Here is an 18,917-nt window from a genome sequence, read left to right on the forward strand (position 1 = left end):
AGGCTATGAAGAAACCAGAGAAACGAACAATGCTTTCGAATACCCGTGTATGTCCACATACCAAATGTAAGTGTAGAGCTTTCTACCGCTTTTTTTATAACTCTATCGGCTTTTTATTGTTTTTCTTTAGCCTTTCTGTGCACTCTGCAACGCCAGAGCAGATCGTAAAGATTCAAGAGGCAGCACAAAGCCATGTGCTGAGCACAGTCGATAAACCTGTCGGCGGTGAATTAGTGGTCAACGCGGCAAATATCGACGAGCGAATTTTTGCCACTGACTGCCCCGAACCCTTGAGTACTTCGTCGTCCTCAAGCAACGGTTCTGCCAGTGCCATCACCGTGTTGGTCGAGTGTTCAGCCGACAACTGGAAAGTCTATGTGCCGGTTCGTCTGACCCTGACCGTCCCCATGGTGACTGCGTTAACACCCATCACGCGCGGTCAAATTATCACGGCGAATGATGTGACTATCAGTATGGTAGATCTGCTGCGCTTCAGACGGCAAGGTTTTTCCTCGCAAGATCTAGTGGTCGGAGCAAAAACGAAAAAAAACCTCAAGTTAGGTGATGTTATCGAACAAAACGACGTTTGTGTTGTTTGTCGCAATGAGAGTGTGATGATTCGCGCAATCAGTGCAGGAATGAGCATCACCACGAAAGGCACCGCCTTGTCTGATGGTACACTGGGCGACCAGATAAAAGTGAAAAATGATAAATCTAACCGTATAATAGATGGAAAAGTCAGCGGAATCGGTGAAGTCACGGTGCAATTTTAATGGTCCCATCGCCGCAGGTTGAGGGTTTCAACTTCCCGTTGATTCGTTTTCTCAAGACTGCGCGTAGGAATTATTTACGCATTGGTGAAATAAAACGCTAAAGTTCGTCGTTGTTCAGTCGATATTGACGATACAAGTTCAAAGTTTTTAAAAGGCTCAATTATGGCAGGCATTGATAACATTCGTTCAGGCAACTCGTTAGCGACGACTAACCGCGCGCCTGCACGTTCAGAATCGAATGCATCTTCATCATCGACATCCGGCGCTGTGAGACAAAGCGCAGGGCCGCAACACGATGCGGTATCGCTCAGCTCACAAGGGCGAGCCATTGGTGAAATGCACACAGAAATGGCAAGCAAACCCAGCTTCGATAGCGCAAAAGTCGCGGCGATCAAAGAAGCGATCGCGAACGGCTCCTATGTTGTAGATCCAGACAAACTGGCCGACAACATGATCAAGTTTGAAAAAGAACTGGGCGGATTTTAATTCCCCGGTTTGAGCATAAGGCGATTGAGTAATGGCAGCACTGAAAGACTTAGTCGAGTTCCAGCTAAAAAATGCGCAAGATTTATCGGCGTTGCTGGAGCAGGAAAAAATTGCGATCACCAGCCGCATTTCGGCGGAGATCGAAGCGCTTGCCAAACAAAAAATCACGCTGGTGAATCAACTGCAGCAAACGGATCAACGTATTTCTAATCATCCTCATGTATCGAGCCTGTCTGAGGATGAACATTTAGATACCATCGTCAAACAGATCCGTTCTATCGTGTTTGATTGCCAGCAAGCCAATGCCGTCAATGGGGAAGCCTTGGCGCGCGCGCAATTAAGTTTCAACAAGCTCAATAACCTGATGCAGCAAAGCCACGGCAAAGTGGGCATGACCTATAACGCCACCGGCCAAACGCATACCGTGTCTACACTCGGCACCAATATCAAAGCCTAAGTATCAAAATCAAAGTGACTCCATGAACATAAAAAAAGCGGCAATGATTGCCGCTTTTTTGCTATCTGGAGAGAGAAGAGTTTAGAACAAGGTTTGCTGACGCTTTTCGGGAACCTGTTGCACTTCACCGTAGTCGCGCAAACGGTCCATTTTACGAATGTCCAGACGCAGCTCGGTCACATAGCTGTCACCCACTTTGTAGCTGCGCACCACTTCTGCACCGCGAATCACCCCATCCACCGCGCCAGAGGTGAGCTCAGTCCCCAAACGTTGATCTTGCAGCTCCGCACGGCCGCTCACACGCATGCCGTACACTTGCTCAGCAAGCTCACGATACGCATCGATTTTCGACGCACGCATCGCACGCACTTGCTTCTCTTCGTCATCACGTCCTTTCTGCTCGCTGATGCTCGCATAGCCCACCGCCGTCAACCAGTCATCGGGGCGCATCGTTTGTAACGGCTGACAACCCGACATCACCAGGGCGGCCACAAGCAGGAATAACCACTGTTTCATCATCGACTCCTATGGACGCAAAATTACGGTGTAGGGCTGAGTGATGGTGGGATCTGAACGAATCAGCACACCATCTTGCGTGCGAATACTATTGAGCGTATCCAAATCACGGCCAATGCGATCCGCCGGCAAGAATCCTTGCGCGGTCGCAACCACCACACGCGACTGCATGCCAACCACACGAGCATTGACTAACACCCCGCCTTCTTGACGCAACATGGTACCTGTCAGCACGTATTGAATCTCTTGTTGTTGGGCAAGATCTTTCCAATCACGACTGAAGGCAAAATCACCTTGCTGAGTCACTTGAATTGACCCGGTGGTTTTGTAGTCCACCACCTTAAAACCACGGCGTTGGAACTGATAAATAAAGCCTTCTGAAACCGAATTGCCCAGCCAGTTGGTGGTATCCATATTTTGCAGATCCACAAACGAAGTCACCGCGATCGGCGTACGCGCCGTGACACTGGTGTTTGACTGAACCAAATCTTCGGTCAGGCTGTCGACAAAGAAATCCAACGTGTGACGCGGACTCTCCATCAACATAAACTGTGAACCATTGTATGGCTCTTTACCGTTATAAATCGGGGCATAGGCACATGCAGTTAAAAACACCGCAGGCACTAAAGAAAGCCATTTTTTCATTCTCTTCATCTCCAGATATACTAAGGCAATTCGCTCAATCTCACTCTCTCGGATGAAACTGGAACATTCTTTGCTTTTCTAAACCTGCGACAACTCAGAAATGCAAATGCCTACATCAGCTAAGATTTTAAAAGCAAAATTTATACCTAACTGGTAAATCATGATGAAAAAAAATATTTCTTCTTTAGTTTCAATGCTTTTCTTAAGCCTTTGGATTCCGACCGCTCAAGCAGCGTGGTATGAAGTCACCGGGACTGCCACCATTGTGTCGTCGGAAGAAGCGGCGCGCCTGCATGCATTGGAAGATGCCATCTATAAGGCGGTAAATTTTGCCGGAGCAGATATCGGCAGCATCAGTAACCTCATGCCCCTGCTGGAAACGGACCGCAAAGAATACCTGTTTACCAACCACGAAGTGCGCTACATCCTGATTGAAGATCGAAAGGTCAGAGGCAATGTCATGCAGGTTCGCGCGCGGATCGACCTCTACCCATCGGCAACAGCTTGCCACATTGATCAGTACAAAAAGACTTTTTTGGTCGGCAACATCGATGTGGCATCGCCGCAGCAAGCGGTGATGGGTCAGATTTATGACGTCGGCGATGACTTCGCCCATGTGATTGATCGTCAAATAGCGCAGGAATCTCACAGTTTCGTCTCCGTTGGCACCACCAATTACGACATTGATGCTCGCAACCCTGAGCGGATCAAAATGATCGCGCAAGATTCTGGCGCGCAGTACATCATCGGCGGCGTGATCACCGATCTCACCGCGACCATCGAACAAAAACTACTAAAAGATGATGTGATCAACCGTCAGTTTGCGTTGGAAATGCGCGTCTTCGACGGCAAGACCGGCAATGAAGTGTTTAAACACAACTACCGTGAGGTGGCAAGCTGGCCGTTTGCCAAAACCAGCCAAGTGGATACCCGCAGCGCACGTTTCTGGGCCTCCACCTACGGCCAGATGCTGCTGCGCGTGAGTCGCAACGTGATGCTCGATTTAGAAGCTGAAATTTCATGTAAGATCACGCTGCCGGAAGTGGTGGCCAAGTTTGGCAACACCATCACCATGGATCTGGGCCGCATTCACGGCGTGAAAACGGGCGACAAACTGCAACTGTGGCACACCGGCGCCTTTATCGATCAACGCGGCTTGCCACGCAATAAAGTCAGCCAAAGTGACATCACACTCACTGTGACCCGCGTGTACGAGAGCGATGCCGAGCTAACCGTTGACCAACCAGAACTGGCTTCAAGCATTCAAATTGGCGACGTAATGCACAAACAGCTCTAGTGAGGGCTGCAAGCGATTAACTTATTCAAAGAATTAGGTAAGATAAGCATCTCCGCTCCCGTGGCACAGCTGGATAGCGCGGCCCCCTCCTAAGGGGCAGGTCTCAGGTTCGAATCCTGTCGGGAGCGCCAAATATAAAGCCCTGATGAATCTAGGTTCATCAGGGCTTTTTATCACCCAGCATCGCGTTACCCAATCGGCAGGGTGTGCCGCCCGTCAACGGGTTCTCACCTGCAATTTAAAGCCACCCGTTGCATCACCTTCATTCGCTTCTCGAGCCTTTCCTAGCTTAAGTTTCGCACAAATCTGACATGCTTCTGATGTTGGCTTCCATGAATCCTCTACTCTGTGGCTACTATTCTTACGATTTTCTTCTACTATTACTATTAACAAAATTATCTATAGCCACATGTATGACAAAGAGTAACCTGGAAACCAATACTGGTCACCGCTTTATCTCGAAAGCCAAAACGGCCTATAAGATCCATATTCATACACCCGATGACAAAGTGCTGCATCGGTCGGTCGGCTACATCCGTATCGGTGAGCGCAAAGGGTTAAAGAAAGCCATTAAACTGCGCAATGAACTGGGACGGGAAATGTGGGGACGCCACTGGCGACGGATTTTAAAAGATCCGTATCTGATGACGCGTTTGCCACACAGCTTAGAGCCGAAGATCATCTACAAACCCAGACCCACGCTGGACAACCCCGATTGCCGGGACGCCTGCTACATTGCCGCTTGGCGTAATTACGATGAGAAAGGACATTGCACCTTTAAAAGTGTGGTGTGTTCCATCAACAAACACGGCAAACTCGCGGCATACTCCAAAACCAAAAAGGCGCTGCTAGATGCGCACAAAGATTGCCTGGATATTCTGATTTACATGGGCCGACTCAACAGCATCGATTTGAAATAACCCTCTCCACATCAAATGTAAATAGCGCCAAGTATCAAACACAAAAAAGCCCACCATTTGGTGGGCTTTGTCATGAGGTTGTCATTACTCTTCGACTTGGTACTCAAACGAAGGGATCACAATCTCAACACGGCGGTTTTGTTCACGGCCAGCCGCTGTCGCATTGGATGCGATTGGGTTGCTTTCCCCTTCGCCTTTGGCGGTAATACGTGCAGCATCAATGCCTTGTTCTTGCAGCGCATCCGACACGCCTTGCGCACGCTTCTCAGACAGTTTCTGGTTGTATGCTTCCGCACCTGTCGAATCGGTGTGACCCGTGATTTCAACATTCGCTTGCGGATGCTCATTCAAAAACGCGACGAGATCGCCTAGCTGAGCTTTGCCTTCCTCACTCATTTTCGCGCTGTTGTGAGCAAAGCTCTTGCTGTCGAGTTTTTGGAACGCCACCGTTTTGGTCACCATTTTCGGCTCCGCAGCCACGGGTTCCTGCACTGGCGCTTGTTCCACAACCGGTTGTGGCTCAGCCACAGGTTGCTCTTCCACCATCACAGGGGCCGGTTGGTTATCGTTGCCGCCAAAACGGTACACTAAACCCAACGTGGTGGTGTGCGCTTTGGCACGAACCACATCATTGTTCATATCGCTCAGGTATTGGTACTCAACACGCACACCCAGATTGCGGGTCGCTGCGTATTCCACACCTGCCGCACCAAGGTATGAGTAATCCGATGCATCACCGTAACGAACGCGCGCAGCACCCACTTTCCCGTAAAGGTCCCACTGTTCAGTCAGTGCATAGCTGAGCTTCGGAGCCAATGTATACGCCTGAATCGTGTCGCGATCCAAACCCGCACCATTGAACTTGCCTAGGTAATCGTAGCCCCCTTCCAGAGCCAACCAATCATTGAAATTGTAGCCCAACAGCGCACCCGCGGTTGTGCCGTCTAAATCGCACGACTCGGTGTTGTTACAGGCATCATCTAGCCAGGTTTTCCCCACTTTTGCACCAACGTACACATCGGCCATTGCTGCAGACGAGGCAACCAGCAACGATGCTGAAACCATAGCGGCTAACTTTTTCATAAAACTTCCTTCCGATCATTATTGTGATTGTATGGTGTGTGAACAACGCAACGCCTTATGGCGTCTGGTGTCCACGCGCCCGATATGAATTCAGGACACCATGGATAACTATAATGAATGAAGCAAAAAGTTTCACATCTACACTGTTAATCTTTTGTCACGTAACTGCGAAATTTCGTCAAAACGCTGGCTACAATTCGTTGATATATGAGTCATTTGGATAAAAAAAAGCCGCAACATTCATGTTGCGGCTTTTCTGTTCAGTTCGAAACGATTATTGCGCGTTTGCTTCGCGTGCTTCGATAAATGCTAGTGCCATCTGGATGCGCGCAATCACACGAGCTTTGCCAATCAGGTTCATCACGGCATCAACTGATGGCGATTGACCACCGCCAGTCACTGCAACGCGCAGTGGCATACCGATTTTGCCCATGCCGATTTCAAGCTCAGCACACACGTCTGCAATCACTTGATGCAGCGCTTCAGTGTTCCACTCTGTCAGTGCTTCGATTTTGCTCAGAGCCAACGCCAATGGCTCTTTGGCCACACCGCGTAGGTGTTTCTTCGCCGCATCTGCATCGAACTCAGTAAAGTCTTCGTAGAAGTAGCGAGACTGTTGCGCCAGTTCAACCAGCGTATGACAACGCTCACCCACCAGCTTCACGATGTCAGCCAGCGCTGGGCCATTCGCTTTGTTGATACCTTGATGGTCAAAATGCCATTCTAGGTGTTTTGCAACGTACTCAGGTTCAGACGTTTTGATGTAGTGGTTGTTCAACCACAACAGTTTGTCGGTGTTGAATGCAGACGCTGATTTTGAAATCGCGTTCAGGCTGAACAGTTCAATCATCTCTTCGCGAGAGAAGATTTCCTGATCGCCATGACCCCAACCCAGACGAACCAAGTAGTTGATCAGCGCTTCTGGCAGGTAACCTTCATCGCGGTACTGCATAACAGAGACGGCGCCGTGGCGTTTAGACAGTTTCGCACCATCGTCACCCAGAATCATAGCGCAGTGTGCGAACGTTGGAATCGTTGCGCCCATCGCTTTGTAGATGTTGATTTGGCGTGGCGTGTTGTTGATGTGGTCTTCACCACGAATCACGTGAGTGATGCCCATATCCACGTCATCCACCACTACACAGAAGTTGTAGGTTGGTGAACCGTCGGTACGACGAATGATCAGATCATCCATTTGGTCGTTGCGGATCTCGATGCGGCCACGAATTTGGTCATCAAAAACCACGCTGCCTTCTTTCGGGTTGCGGAAACGGATACAGCAAGGGTCACCCTCTTTTGCCGCTTCGTTGACCGCTTTAATTTTTGGATGATCCGCATCGTAGCGAGGCATCTCTTTGTTCGCTTCCTGCTCGGCACGAATTTCGTCTAACAGGTCTTTTGGTGCGTAACATTTGTAGGCTTTGTCTTCCGCCAGCAACTGTTCCACCACTTCGTTATAACGATCAAAACGTTTTGTTTGGTAGTAAGGACCTTCATCCCAGTCCAGACCCAGCCAAGTCATCCCTTCCAGGATGGCATCCACTGCAGCCTGAGTTGAACGCTCTAGGTCAGTGTCTTCGATACGTAGTACAAATTCACCGCCCTGGCTTTTCGCATACAGCCATGAGTACAGTGCGGTACGAGCGCCGCCTACGTGAAGATAGCCAGTTGGGCTAGGAGCAAAACGAGTTTTAACCGTCATTATGATTTACCTTTATCAGAAACGTCTGCCGAGAGTTCAGCATGAGCGAAATTTTGGGCAGTATTCTAGCACCCACTTCTCCCATATCACAACGTTGATTCCACATATTCCCCCCACCTTTTCCGGCAAGGCATAGCAAGAAATTCTGTAATCGCCGCAGAAGGCTTGACCTTGCCGCAAGGGGAAGGTTTATCCTTGCGAACATAACGTCTTGGAGGAAAGATACATGAGCCACTTTGCTTTACCTTTGTCCGGGTTACATTGCATGGGCTGCGCGCGTAAACTCGAGCGCCAACTCAACGCGGACTTTACGGTTGAGATTCAAGACCTGTCCCCCACTTTTATCGAATTTGACGTAGATGCGCCACTCGATAGCGTGCTCGATAGTGTTGAATCCTTAGGTTATGAAGCCGGTCAATTGCTGCAATTTGATTTGCAAGGGCTGAGCTGCGGCGGTTGCGTCAACAAACTGACCCAACATCTGGCACAGTCGGCGCAGATTGCGCGTCTGTCCGTTAGCAAAACCACGCTGTCGCTACGCACCTCACTCAGTGTCGATGCCATCATCGCGCAAGTGGCCGAAGTCGGTTATCAGGCCACGCTGCACAGCGATGCCCCGCTTCAGAGCGAGGTTGAAATGCCAGACGCCGCTAAGCCATTCGCCGACGAAGCACCTGCATCGACCATTCCTGCACCAAGCATTGCGTCATCAACCATTCCGTCATCGACCACGGAAACCGCGGCGCCAGCGGTCGACGAGGCTCAAGTGAGTACGCACTTACTGATCAAAGGCATGACCTGCGCCAGCTGTGTCTCTTCGGTCGAAAAAGCGCTCCGCTCTGTGGCGGGCGTGCGCAAAGCCCAAGTCAATTTGGCCGAACAAAGTGCATGGGTCATGGCTGACCATGCCGTGAATGCCGAACTGGTCAAAGCGGTCAAACACGCAGGGTATCAGGCCGAGCCGGTCGATGACCCCGCCGAGCAGCAACAAAAACAACAGGCGCAGCTCGAACAGGTGCAAAAAGAGCACAAACGCAGCGCCCTCATGGGCCTGATTCTGGGTGTCCCATTGATGGCTTGGGGTGTGTTTGGCGGCAACATGATGATTCGTGCCCCCAGCGATCAAATCGCTTGGGGCGCCATCGGTGTGCTGTGCCTGATGTTACTCGCCACCGCAGGGCGCAGCTTCTTTGCCAACGCTTGGCAAGCGCTCACTCACGGCCGCGCCACCATGGATACCTTGGTGGCCCTTGGCACTGGTGCCGCGTGGTTCTATTCCATGCTGGTGGTGGTGTTCCCTGCTTGGTTCCCAGACGCAGCGCGTCATGTTTACTTCGAAGCGTCTGCGATGATCATCGGTTTGATTTCGCTTGGCCATTACATTGAAGCCAAAGCCAAAGCGCGAACCACACAATCGCTGCAAGCGTTGATCAACCTGCAACCCCAACACGCCACACAGGTTACTGACGATGGCGATCAAATCATCGCGGTGGCGCAAATCACGCAAGGGATGCGGTTAAGAGTCAAACCCGGCGAGAAATCGCCCGTCGATGGCAACGTACTGCAGGGGGAGTCGTACGTCGATGAATCGATGCTGACCGGCGAACCGATTCCGGTACACAAAGCGCCCGGCGATTCCGTGTCGGCGGGCACCATCAACCAAGATGGCAGCCTATTGATTGAAGCAACCGGCATTGGCTCTCAAACCATGTTGGCGCGTATTATTCAAATGGTGCGTCAAGCGCAAAGTAGCAAACCGGCGATTGCCAAAATGGCCGACCAAATTTCCGCCGTTTTCGTGCCCACCGTGGTTGCGATCGCCATCATTGCTGCCGCCGTATGGTTCTGGGTTGGCCCGGATCCGAAAGCAAGCTATATGTTGGTCATTGCCACCACCGTGTTGATCATCGCCTGCCCCTGTGCACTGGGATTAGCGACCCCATTATCCGTCACCGTCGGGGTGGGCAAAGCCGCAGAAATGGGCATTTTGATTCGTGATGCGAACGTGCTGCAAACCGCGAGCAAAATTGACACCGTTGTGTTTGATAAAACCGGCACCCTGACCGAAGGCAAACCCGTCGTGCAGCAAGTGGTCACCTATGGCATTGATGAAGCGGAACTACTGAGCCTGACCGTGGCACTGGAGCAACACTCCGAGCACCCACTGGCCAAAGCCATCATTCAGCATGCCCGTGAATTGTCGGTCGCACCGGTTACGGTCACCCAGTTCGAAAACCTGCGCGGTAAAGGGCTGCAAGCGCACTATTTAGAGCATGTCATTCAAATTGGTTCGCTGGATCACGTCACGCATCTTGGCATTAATCTGCAAGGGGCGGAAACCGACATGCAACGCTTTGCCGCGCAAGCATGGACACCGGTTGCTGTCGCCCGTGATGGACGCCTGATCGGCTTGATTGGCATTGCCGATCCCGTAAAAGAGAGCGCCATTCAAGCCGTACAGGCATTGAATGACTCGGGGATTCGCACCGTGATGCTCACCGGCGACCACCAAAGCGTCGCCGATGCAATCGCCAAACAGTTGGGCATTCAACAGGTTATCGCGCAAGTGCTGCCCGATGAAAAAGCGCAGCATATTGACACCTTGCAAAGCCAAGGGCGCCGTGTGGCAATGATTGGTGATGGCATCAACGATGCGCCTGCACTGGCACAAGCCGACATTGGCATTGCCATGGGCAGCGGCAGTGATGTGGCGATTGAAAGCGCGCAGATGACGCTACTCAACTCTTCGCCGCTTGCCGTCGTCAGCGCGATTGAGTTGTCGAAAGCAACCGTGAAAAACATGAAACAGAATCTGTTGGGTGCCTTTATTTACAATACGTTAGGCATTCCAATTGCCGCTGGCGTGCTCTACCCAGCGTTTGGATTCTTACTCAGTCCGGTGGTTGCGGGAGCGGCGATGGCGCTGTCATCGATTACCGTGGTCAGCAATGCCAACCGACTGCGTTTGGTGAAAACACGTTTTCACTCCTAAAGTTGACCGAACACGCCAATGTATTAGATGACCGATGTATTGCATGACCAATATATTGGATGACCGATGCGTTGGCGTTGCTTCACCTATTCCGCGAAATGAAGAGGCTTATTATGAAGACATCATCTCTCAGCCTAGCGCTGCTGGCCCTTATGTCTGGGCAAGCACTGGCGACCGATGTGATTAACCACAAATCCCCCTATTGCGGTTGCTGCGGCGAATGGGGTAAACACATGCAAGCGCAAGGGTTTACCGTAAAAGAAGTGCTGCATGACGACATGAACAGCATCAAGCAAAAACTGGGCATAACCCCTAAATTGGCCTCGTGTCATACCGCTGAAATCAATGGTTATGTGTTTGAAGGCCACATTCCGGCCGACGATATTAAAGCGTTTCTCGCCAATCCACCGAAAAACGCCATTGGCTTAGCGGTCCCCGGCATGCCGATGGGTTCGCCGGGCATGGAATATGGCGATCAAAAAGATGCGTATGTGGTGTATGCGTTGAATGACAAAGGTCAGGTCTTTCAGTACCGTCAGCACCCTGGCAATCAGTAATCGTTTTGCCGTGCCAATGAAAAAGGCCTCCCAATGGGAGGCCTTTGCATATTCAATACCGAATTAGTTCAGTGTGGTCACGCGGCTTGCACGTTCACCGCTTGCCGACAGAGAACGAATCCAAACCGTGCCCGTCACTTCTGGCGCGTTCGCAGCATCGTAGTTCAGCCACTGCTCACCATCCAGCGAGTACTGCAGAGTCACACCAGGGAATTGAACGTTCATCGCTAAATGTCCGTTCTCGATGGTGGCACCCGGTACTGGTAGACGGTAATCAATGCCGGCTTTTTCCATCTTCGCCAGTTCACGTTGACCCAGAACGTTCGCAAAGCGGTTCCAGTCCGCGTTCAACGCACTCTGATTCACCAATTGTGTCTCTTGAGAGTATTCAACGCCCACTTTGTAGTCGTTCTCCCATGAAGCGCGGTGCCATGCACGCTCTGCGGCAGCAAGAACGCGTGGGAACACCATGTACTCATATTGCTCGTCAGTACGGACCACTTCAGACCACAGCTGCGCTGACAGGCCCAAGAACGGTTTGCCGTTGAATTCACCTTTGCCGGTGAAGCCGTTGCCATCACGGTCAAGCGACGTTTCTGCGTTCTGAGGCAAGTTTTCTGGCGCAAAACCAAACATCTTACGGGTGTCCGTTGCACGTGTTGCCCAGTAGTAACCGCTCTCTTTCGGATCCACTTCGTATGGCATGTCCATGTAGACGTAGTCTGGGTTAGAGACAATCACATCGTAGCCTTTCTGCGCAAATTCATACGCAGAGGAAGTGCCGCCCCAATACAGAACATCCCAGAAGTTCACGCGCGTCGATTCAGTTGCGAATGACTGCGCACTGTCGCTGTACTTCAAGCCATCTTGCCATGCTTGGAAGTGCGGAATGCCATGGTTCTTCACTTGCTTCGACACTTGCTCTGCAAAGTGGCTTGGTAGGTGAGCAAAGTCGCTCACTTCGCCGCTGGCAATCAGCGCCTGACACTGCGGTGATTTCGCAAATGGCTTGTCTTGTTGTGACAGGTCAATCGAGCCTTTCCAGCTCACCGGTTCCGCAGTGTTGATGTCTTGGTAACCCGCAGCCAGCTTGATGTTTTTCGCTTCATCGCCACCAAAATGCCACGTGGTCAACGGTGTGCCCGCTTCTTTGTGCATGGCCGCCACTTCAGCGATCACTTTGTCTACAAAGCGCTCAGAAGAGTCCAGACATGGGTTGATGAAGCTTTGACGGTTGTAGAACTGCACCGTGGTGACGTTCGACGTGTCGTTTGGATCCATCAGGCGGTATTCATTCGCCGCCACTTCGTTACCTTCATTCATCAGACGTTGGTAACGCGCTTCCATCGAGACCACCGCCGCACGTGCGTGCGCTGGCATGTCAATTTCTGGAATCACTTCGATATGACGCGCTTTCGCGTATTTCAAAATTTCCACGTAATCCGCTTTGCTGAAGTAACCCGAACCGAAGTTATTGGTGTCTGGACCCGAACCCAGTTGTGGCAGCAAACAGGTGGTTTCCGTGAGGTCCAGACAACGCTGTGAACCGATGTCGGTCAGCTCTGGTAGCCCTGGAATTTCAAGACGCCAACCTTCATCATCCGTCAGGTGAAGATGCAGTTTGTTCATCTTGTACGCGGCCATTTGATCCAGTGTTGCCAGAATCGCTTGCTTGGAATGGAAGTTACGTGCCACGTCGACCATGATGCCACGGTAGTCAAAGCGCGGTGCATCTTCCACCGTCACGAGCGGCAGGTGATCTGCGTTGGCGATATCCACCAAACCCAGAACCGATTGCATCGCGTAGAACGCGCCCGCTTCATCGAAGGCACGAATGGTGATGCCATTGGCTGTCACTTGCAGCGTGTAAGCGCCCGATTTCGCCATGTCGCCGCTAAACGCGGTCGGTTCAATGCGAACATCTGTCGCCAGCGAACCGTTGAGATTCACGCCCAGCAGGCTTGCGCGCTCGGCCAGTGCCGCATTTTGTGCCGAATCCAGCACTTGGCTGTTCCAAGCAATGCCTTGCGCAATTGACACCACGCCCGTTTGCGCCGTGATGTGTGTTGGTGTTGGGATCAACGCAGACGACACGTCTTGTAGCGTCACATCTTGGTTTTTCGCAAAACGAGTCGCTGCAGTTGCGAAAATATTGTTGTCGTCCGGCGTACGTTTCAAGTTGTCGCCTTCAAGGCCACGAACAAACTGAGCCACGTCTTCGGTATCGAGGGATACAATACGCTTCGGTTCAGCGTTCGGCGCCGTCACAAACGCGCCCGGAATGAAGTCGGTTTCAAACAGTTGCCAGAATTCGCCAATCAGCGGAACCACCACGGTTTCGTTTGCTGCGAAGCCGTCAAATTTGTCAGTCGGTTCAAGTTTGTGTAGGTCACCCGTCAGGCGAGTGATTTTGAACTGATCATTACCCACATCCAGAATCATGCGAATGCTGTGGAAGTAGATCGCCCAATCTTTGGAATCGATGGCTTGACCTTGGTTCACCAGCGTCATATTGACTTTGTTACACGACGCCCATTCCGCGCCCAGCTCCTGACAACCAAGGCCATCATCGGCGCCATGGTTCGTCAGAACGGTGTAGTGAATATCTAAATTGTTCGCGAGTGAATTCACAACCGACTGAGTCGACGAATTCGTCATTGAACATCCTGCTAACGTGGCAACAACCGCACCCGCAATTATACTTTTCTTCAACATGATAACTTACCTTACTTTCTCGAAACGAAACGCACAGCCGATAAGAAACCAATCCGGGTGCTCTATTTCCTTTCTCAAAACGACATCGGCCAATGGCCCTACTTAATGAACACCGCCACCATAACGCGAGTTATTTTTCAGCGTAAAATTATTCATTAACGGCAGTGATCCTGTTCAAGTTTTAGATTTATAGATAAATATAAAAACTTAAATATCAAACACTTAAAAATAACGTCAAAATCAACATTTCTAAATTGACGAGAATATCGCGACAAAACTCACAACTTCCCGTGCATTTCAGTGAGTTCAATCACACCGTTTTGACAAACAATCGCCCCCGCAACAGAAACTCAAAAAGAAATCTGTGAAGCGCATCAAATGGTTTTATTTGTCAAATCTGTTTAAATGCAGGGAAAGCAACGTATTTAACGTCGACGTTTCGCAACGAAAAGGATGATACATGCATCACATCTCCCGCTGGGTTTTCTGTGTTCTCTGGCTGTTCGCTCCCGCCCTACATGCCGAGCCCCTGTATTGGCAAGCGACCAAGGGCTCGTTAACCATCACGTTACTCGGCTCGATTCACGTCGGGGCACCGTCGATGTATCCACTGCCAACGCCCATTTATCAAGCACTCAATCAGGCTGATGGCTTGATCATTGAAGCCGATGTCAGAAAGAATCAGGACCTTGTGTACCCACATAACCAACCGAGCAGCGAACAAGTTTTGACGAAAGAGCAATTGTTCATGCTGGACCAAATTGCCCACGATCTCGAACTCACACCTCCCACCCTGCGCCAAGCGCCGCCATGGCAATCAGCACTATCGATTCAGTTTCGTCAGTTGCTTCAACTTGGGTTTCATCCGGGAGAAGGGGTTGATCTTAGTCTGATGACCAAAGCCACCGCCAATGACATCGCCGTGCTGCCACTGGAAACGGTGCAGTTTCAAATTGATGCGCTCACGCGTCAGCCCGATGCGGGCAAAGAGATGCTGACAGCACTCATCGACGATTGGGAAAAAAGCGACGCCATGACGCGCTGCATGATTGATAGCTGGGTGGCTGGAGATCAAGCCAACCTAGAAAATATGATGAAACTGAATGAATTTTCGAGTGAATTGGAAAGCACTCTCGTGACCAACCGCAATCACGATTGGGTGAACAAACTCACGTCCGGTAACTTTCTACCCAATCCCCAAGGCCAATACTTGATGGTGGTGGGCGCGCTGCATCTTATCGGTCACGACAATGTGCTGGCATTATTGAGTCAAAACGGCTTTACCGTCACCCGTCTCAACCAATCGACCAAGGCTGGTTGTCAGTTCTACTAACAGTTCCACCACCAAATCCTCGGTACACGCTGCGGGTTTGGTACAAGAATAAACGCCAAATACGAAAAAGCCCCAGCATTGCTGCTGAGGCTTTCAATAGGGTCGGTGAAGCGGGATTCGATCGGACTGGCGCTCCAGCCCACGACCCAAGTCGCTGCCCCGCCAAATGGAAACGCCAGAAACGAAAAAGCCCCAGCATTGCTGCTGAGGCTTTAAATATGGTCGGTGAAGAGGGATTCGAACCCCCGACCCTCTGGTCCCAAACCAGATGCGCTACCAAACTGCGCTATTCACCGAGAACGCTGGGTATATTACGGATTCTGTTTCGTGACGCAAGTCCTTTCCATGAAATTTTTTCGAAACACTGCTCGTTCGCCTAAAACTCAATCAACCCCGTAAAAAATGTGACTAAATACACAACCATGTAAACATTTTAGCAACCTATGAAACACAATTGATCCAGATCAGTGTCGCGATGCTGTGCAGCTTTTACCTTAGCCCTGTCTTCGAACGCTTTGGAGGAAACATGGACTTTTGGCTGGATCTCCTATTTGGTAATGCTGTGGGACTATCTTCCATGATAGTAATTTTTGGCGCTTTAGGTCTGATGCTGTTTTACGGCGGTTTCTTCGTCTACAAAGTCATGAACGACAAATCTCCTCACTAGATCGCTTAGCCTCTATTGAACAATAGAGTGACGCTATGCACCGGAGTAGATTGCTTGTCTACTCCGGTTTTTTATTGCCTGCAATTGATCATATTGCCCATTCGGTTGGTATAATTCCCGCATTCCACACTGATTTCGAGATGCCACTATGTCTCAGGATGATTTCGAGCTGTTTCAGCAGATGATGGGCGATGTCAAACCGCTTAAAAACGACACCGCTGAACTCAAGAAACACCACACCGTCAGCGATGCTCAACTGGCCAAACGCGAAGCGGCAGTTAGCCTCTCCGATGGCGACCCCGATTTTCTTTCGATTGATCACGCCCCGATGATCAAACCGGACGATTTGATTGAATTCAAACGCGACGGCGTGCAGGACGGTGTGTATCGCAAACTGCGGTTGGGGAAATACCCCATTCAAGCCCGTTTGGATCTGCACCGTAAAACCCTGAAAGAAGGCCGCGATGAGGTGGTCTCTTTCTTAAAACAATGCATGCGCCTGGACATTCGCACCGTCGTCATCGTGCATGGCCGCGGTGAACGGTCGACCCCGCCAGCATTAATGAAAAGTTTTGTCGCCCATTGGCTGAGCCAGATTCAGGATGTGCAATGTGCTCACAGCGCGCAACGCTTTCATGGCGGCAGCGGCGCCGTATACGTTTTGCTGAAAAAAAGCGTCGACAAGAAAAGTGAAAACCGCGAACGTCATCAGAAACGACTTGGCTGAAGCCTGTGAGCTGGTACAATGCCGCTCTTTTGACAGCATTGCTGTTGATAAATTAACCATTCCGTTGTGAAACGTCAGGAGATCCTATGTCGACACCAACCGAAAAACGTTTGAACAAATACATCAGTGAAACTGGCTTTTGTTCTCGCCGCGAAGCAGACAAATTGATTGAACAAGGCCGTGTCACCATCAATGGCCAACTGCCAGAAATGGGCACCAAAGTCAGCGATGACGACGAGGTGTGCATTGACGACAAGCCGCTGCGCAGCAAAGAAAAACCCGTATACATTGCGCTCAATAAACCGACCGGTATTACCTGTACGACTGAACGTGACGTTCCGGGGAACATCGTCGACTTCATTGGTCACCACAAACGGATTTTCCCTATTGGCCGCTTGGATAAACCATCCGATGGTTTGATTTTTCTGACCAATGATGGCGACATCGTCAACAAGATCCTGCGCGCCGGCAATAACCACGAAAAAGAGTACGTGGTGCGTGTGGACAAAGCGATCACTGCCGATTTCATCAAACAGATGTCATCTGGCGTGCGAATTCTTGATACGGTCACCTTGCCATGTAAAGTGACACAAGAAACCAAATTCTCATTTCGAATTGTGCTCACTCAGGGACTCAACCGTCAGATTCGCCGTATGTGTGAAGCGCTGGGTTATGAGGTTTTCAAACTGCGTCGAGTGCGCATCATGAATATTTCGCTCGATGGCATTCCAAACGGCAAATGGCGCTACCTGACCGAGGCGGAAGTGGCTGAAATTCTGGCGATGTGTGAAGCATCCAGCGGCACAGAAGAGGCATCACGTGTGGATAGCCAAGGCCAACGCATTCGCAAAGCGACCGATGCCAAGCTGTTTGATAGCCGTGAAGAAAACCAGCCGTCGAAAGCGCGCCGCAATCCGAAAACGTTCCGCGGCCACAATGCCGATGAGTTTCGTCACGCGCCAAATTCTAAAAAAGGCAAAACACGCTCGGAGCGCCCAGACAACAGCCGAGCCGACAACCGAGCGGATCGCAAACCGAAAAGCACAGGTTTCCATCACTCAGGTAAACCCGCGTCCGCCGGCAAACCTGCCGCAGCACGCCAAGGCGGCACGTTGCGTCTGAAAAAATAAATTGCAGATAAAGAAAAAGGGAGCGCGGGCTCCCTTTTTGATCTGTTTCGCGAAGTATTCGTGGCTTACTTCGTACCGAAGATTTTGTCACCTGCATCGCCAAGACCCGGAACGATGTAACCTTTGTCGTTCAGTTTCTTATCGATAGCAGCCGTGTACAGTTCAACGTCTGGGTGGGCTTTTTCCAGCGCTTCAATCCCTTCTGGAGCCGCAACGAGAACCAAAATCTTAAATTGGTTACAGCCTTTCTCTTTCAGCAGATCGATGGTCGCAATCATAGAGCCACCTGTGGCTAGCATTGGGTCAACCACCAGCGCGATACGCTCTTCAATGTTTGATGCGAGCTTGTTGAAGTAAGGAACAGGTTCCAAGGTTTCTTCATCACGGTAGATCCCCACCACACTGATGCGCGCACTTGGAATGTGCTCCAGAACGCCGTCCATCATGCCTAAACCCGCACGAAGAATCGGCACCACAGTCACTTTCTTCCCTTTGATCTGGTCAACTTCAACCGGACCATTCCAACCTTCGATGGTGACTTTCTCTGTTTCAAAGTCCGCAGTCGCTTCATAAGTCAGCAGGCTACCGACTTCGGTCGCTAGCTCACGAAAACGTTTTGTGCTGATATCACCTTCTCGCATCAGGCCAATTTTATGTTTCACTAGAGGGTGCTTAACTTCAACAACTTTCATTTCCATCTCCGGCATAATTTAAACAAACCTTCGGATTATACACCGATTTACTAGGCATGTTGACGTTTCTCCATGTTTTTTAGCGGGTCAATGTCGTCATGGCCTTGCCTCGTCAATATGTGGCACGTTGGCATCGTCAAATAAAACGCGCCACCCGCTCAAATGAACACCATCGACGAAAGTAAAACGCAAACGTTCAGTCAAGGCTTTTGCGCTAAAAAAGAG

General features: G+C 50.7%; 17 protein-coding genes and 2 tRNA genes. 12 read left to right on the top strand and 7 right to left on the bottom strand.

Features of this window, described 5'->3' with window-relative positions:
* Positions 1-5: 5 nt before the first annotated feature.
* The 3 genes from flgA (at position 6) to ACS18Q_RS11150 (ending at position 1,716) form a co-directional block, all read left to right on the top strand.
* Positions 6-773: a flagellar basal body P-ring formation chaperone FlgA gene (gene flgA, locus ACS18Q_RS11140; protein WP_167498028.1), complete on the top strand. Its 768-nt coding sequence runs from the start codon at positions 6-8 to the stop codon at positions 771-773.
* 162 nt (positions 774-935) lie between these two features.
* Positions 936-1,259 (top strand): flagellar biosynthesis anti-sigma factor FlgM, encoded by a 324-nt coding sequence (gene flgM, locus ACS18Q_RS11145; protein WP_004724805.1) that lies wholly within the window; start codon positions 936-938, stop codon positions 1,257-1,259.
* Positions 1,260-1,290: 31 nt separating this feature from the next.
* Complete coding sequence (locus ACS18Q_RS11150; protein ID WP_004724807.1) at positions 1,291-1,716, top strand: flagella synthesis protein FlgN; 426 nt, start codon at positions 1,291-1,293, stop codon at positions 1,714-1,716.
* A gap of 81 nt (positions 1,717-1,797) precedes the next feature.
* Here the strand turns inward: ACS18Q_RS11150 and flgP are convergent, their stop codons facing one another.
* Both flgP and ACS18Q_RS11160 read right to left on the bottom strand, forming a co-directional pair.
* Positions 1,798-2,235, bottom strand: a complete 438-nt coding sequence (gene flgP, locus ACS18Q_RS11155; protein ID WP_370447163.1) for a flagellar assembly lipoprotein FlgP — start codon at positions 2,233-2,235, stop codon at positions 1,798-1,800.
* 6 nt (positions 2,236-2,241) lie between these two features.
* The gene (locus ACS18Q_RS11160; RefSeq protein ID WP_014204584.1) at positions 2,242-2,877 is read right to left on the bottom strand and encodes a FlgO family outer membrane protein; all 636 of its coding nucleotides are present in this window, start codon (positions 2,875-2,877) and stop codon (positions 2,242-2,244) included.
* Between the two features lie 163 nt (positions 2,878-3,040).
* On the opposite strand from ACS18Q_RS11160, the gene ACS18Q_RS11165 reads away from it, so the two are divergent.
* From ACS18Q_RS11165 to ACS18Q_RS11175, 3 genes are all read left to right on the top strand, one after another.
* A complete protein-coding gene (locus ACS18Q_RS11165; RefSeq protein WP_208550525.1) occupies positions 3,041-4,174 on the top strand; it encodes a flagellar assembly protein FlgT in 1,134 nt (377 codons plus the stop codon).
* A 54-nt stretch (positions 4,175-4,228) separates the two neighbouring features.
* A tRNA-Arg gene (locus ACS18Q_RS11170) sits at positions 4,229-4,305 on the top strand.
* A 282-nt stretch (positions 4,306-4,587) separates the two neighbouring features.
* Positions 4,588-5,094: a Fe3+-citrate ABC transporter substrate-binding protein gene (locus tag ACS18Q_RS11175; protein WP_004724816.1), complete on the top strand. Its 507-nt coding sequence runs from the start codon at positions 4,588-4,590 to the stop codon at positions 5,092-5,094.
* 84 nt (positions 5,095-5,178) lie between these two features.
* Here the strand turns inward: ACS18Q_RS11175 and ACS18Q_RS11180 are convergent, their stop codons facing one another.
* Positions 5,179-6,177, bottom strand: a complete 999-nt coding sequence (locus ACS18Q_RS11180; RefSeq protein ID WP_441257083.1) for an OmpA family protein — start codon at positions 6,175-6,177, stop codon at positions 5,179-5,181.
* A 274-nt stretch (positions 6,178-6,451) separates the two neighbouring features.
* On the bottom strand, positions 6,452-7,879 hold the full coding sequence (gene gltX, locus ACS18Q_RS11185) for a glutamate--tRNA ligase (RefSeq protein ID WP_055466468.1): 1,428 nt from the start codon (positions 7,877-7,879) through the stop codon (positions 6,452-6,454).
* A 226-nt stretch (positions 7,880-8,105) separates the two neighbouring features.
* Here gltX and ACS18Q_RS11190 point away from each other — a divergent pair, with 226 nt between their 5' ends.
* Both ACS18Q_RS11190 and ACS18Q_RS11195 read left to right on the top strand, forming a co-directional pair.
* Positions 8,106-10,871, top strand: coding sequence for a heavy metal translocating P-type ATPase (locus ACS18Q_RS11190; RefSeq protein WP_441257084.1), 2,766 nt, complete (start codon positions 8,106-8,108; stop codon positions 10,869-10,871).
* 113 nt (positions 10,872-10,984) lie between these two features.
* Positions 10,985-11,428: a DUF411 domain-containing protein gene (locus tag ACS18Q_RS11195; protein WP_143680652.1), complete on the top strand. Its 444-nt coding sequence runs from the start codon at positions 10,985-10,987 to the stop codon at positions 11,426-11,428.
* A gap of 63 nt (positions 11,429-11,491) precedes the next feature.
* Here ACS18Q_RS11195 and ACS18Q_RS11200 read toward each other — a convergent pair whose 3' ends face one another.
* Entirely contained in the window at positions 11,492-14,143 is a 2,652-nt protein-coding gene (locus tag ACS18Q_RS11200; protein WP_154180313.1) for a beta-N-acetylhexosaminidase, read from the bottom strand.
* Between the two features lie 460 nt (positions 14,144-14,603).
* Here ACS18Q_RS11200 and ACS18Q_RS11205 point away from each other — a divergent pair, with 460 nt between their 5' ends.
* A complete protein-coding gene (locus ACS18Q_RS11205; protein ID WP_238820938.1) occupies positions 14,604-15,476 on the top strand; it encodes a TraB/GumN family protein in 873 nt (290 codons plus the stop codon).
* Positions 15,477-15,695: 219 nt separating this feature from the next.
* Here the strand turns inward: ACS18Q_RS11205 and ACS18Q_RS11210 are convergent.
* Positions 15,696-15,772 (bottom strand) — tRNA-Pro (locus ACS18Q_RS11210).
* 230 nt (positions 15,773-16,002) lie between these two features.
* On the opposite strand from ACS18Q_RS11210, the gene ACS18Q_RS11215 reads away from it, so the two are divergent.
* The 3 genes from ACS18Q_RS11215 to rluF all read left to right on the top strand — a co-directional run bounded on the left by ACS18Q_RS11215 (position 16,003) and on the right by rluF (position 18,000).
* The gene (locus ACS18Q_RS11215; protein WP_004724828.1) at positions 16,003-16,143 is read left to right on the top strand and encodes a DUF3149 domain-containing protein; all 141 of its coding nucleotides are present in this window, start codon (positions 16,003-16,005) and stop codon (positions 16,141-16,143) included.
* A 148-nt stretch (positions 16,144-16,291) separates the two neighbouring features.
* Positions 16,292-16,870 (top strand): DNA endonuclease SmrA, encoded by a 579-nt coding sequence (gene smrA / locus ACS18Q_RS11220; RefSeq protein WP_004724831.1) that lies wholly within the window; start codon positions 16,292-16,294, stop codon positions 16,868-16,870.
* Positions 16,871-16,956: 86 nt separating this feature from the next.
* Positions 16,957-18,000, top strand: coding sequence for a 23S rRNA pseudouridine(2604) synthase RluF (gene rluF, locus ACS18Q_RS11225; RefSeq protein ID WP_275722774.1), 1,044 nt, complete (start codon positions 16,957-16,959; stop codon positions 17,998-18,000).
* Between the two features lie 65 nt (positions 18,001-18,065).
* Here rluF and upp read toward each other — a convergent pair whose 3' ends face one another.
* Positions 18,066-18,692, bottom strand: a complete 627-nt coding sequence (gene upp / locus ACS18Q_RS11230; RefSeq protein WP_038150875.1) for a uracil phosphoribosyltransferase — start codon at positions 18,690-18,692, stop codon at positions 18,066-18,068.
* Positions 18,693-18,917 lie beyond the last annotated feature (225 nt).

The sequence above is a fragment of the Vibrio sp. Vf1514 genome (assembly GCF_052076135.1).
Lineage (GTDB): Bacteria > Pseudomonadota > Gammaproteobacteria > Enterobacterales > Vibrionaceae > Vibrio > Vibrio furnissii.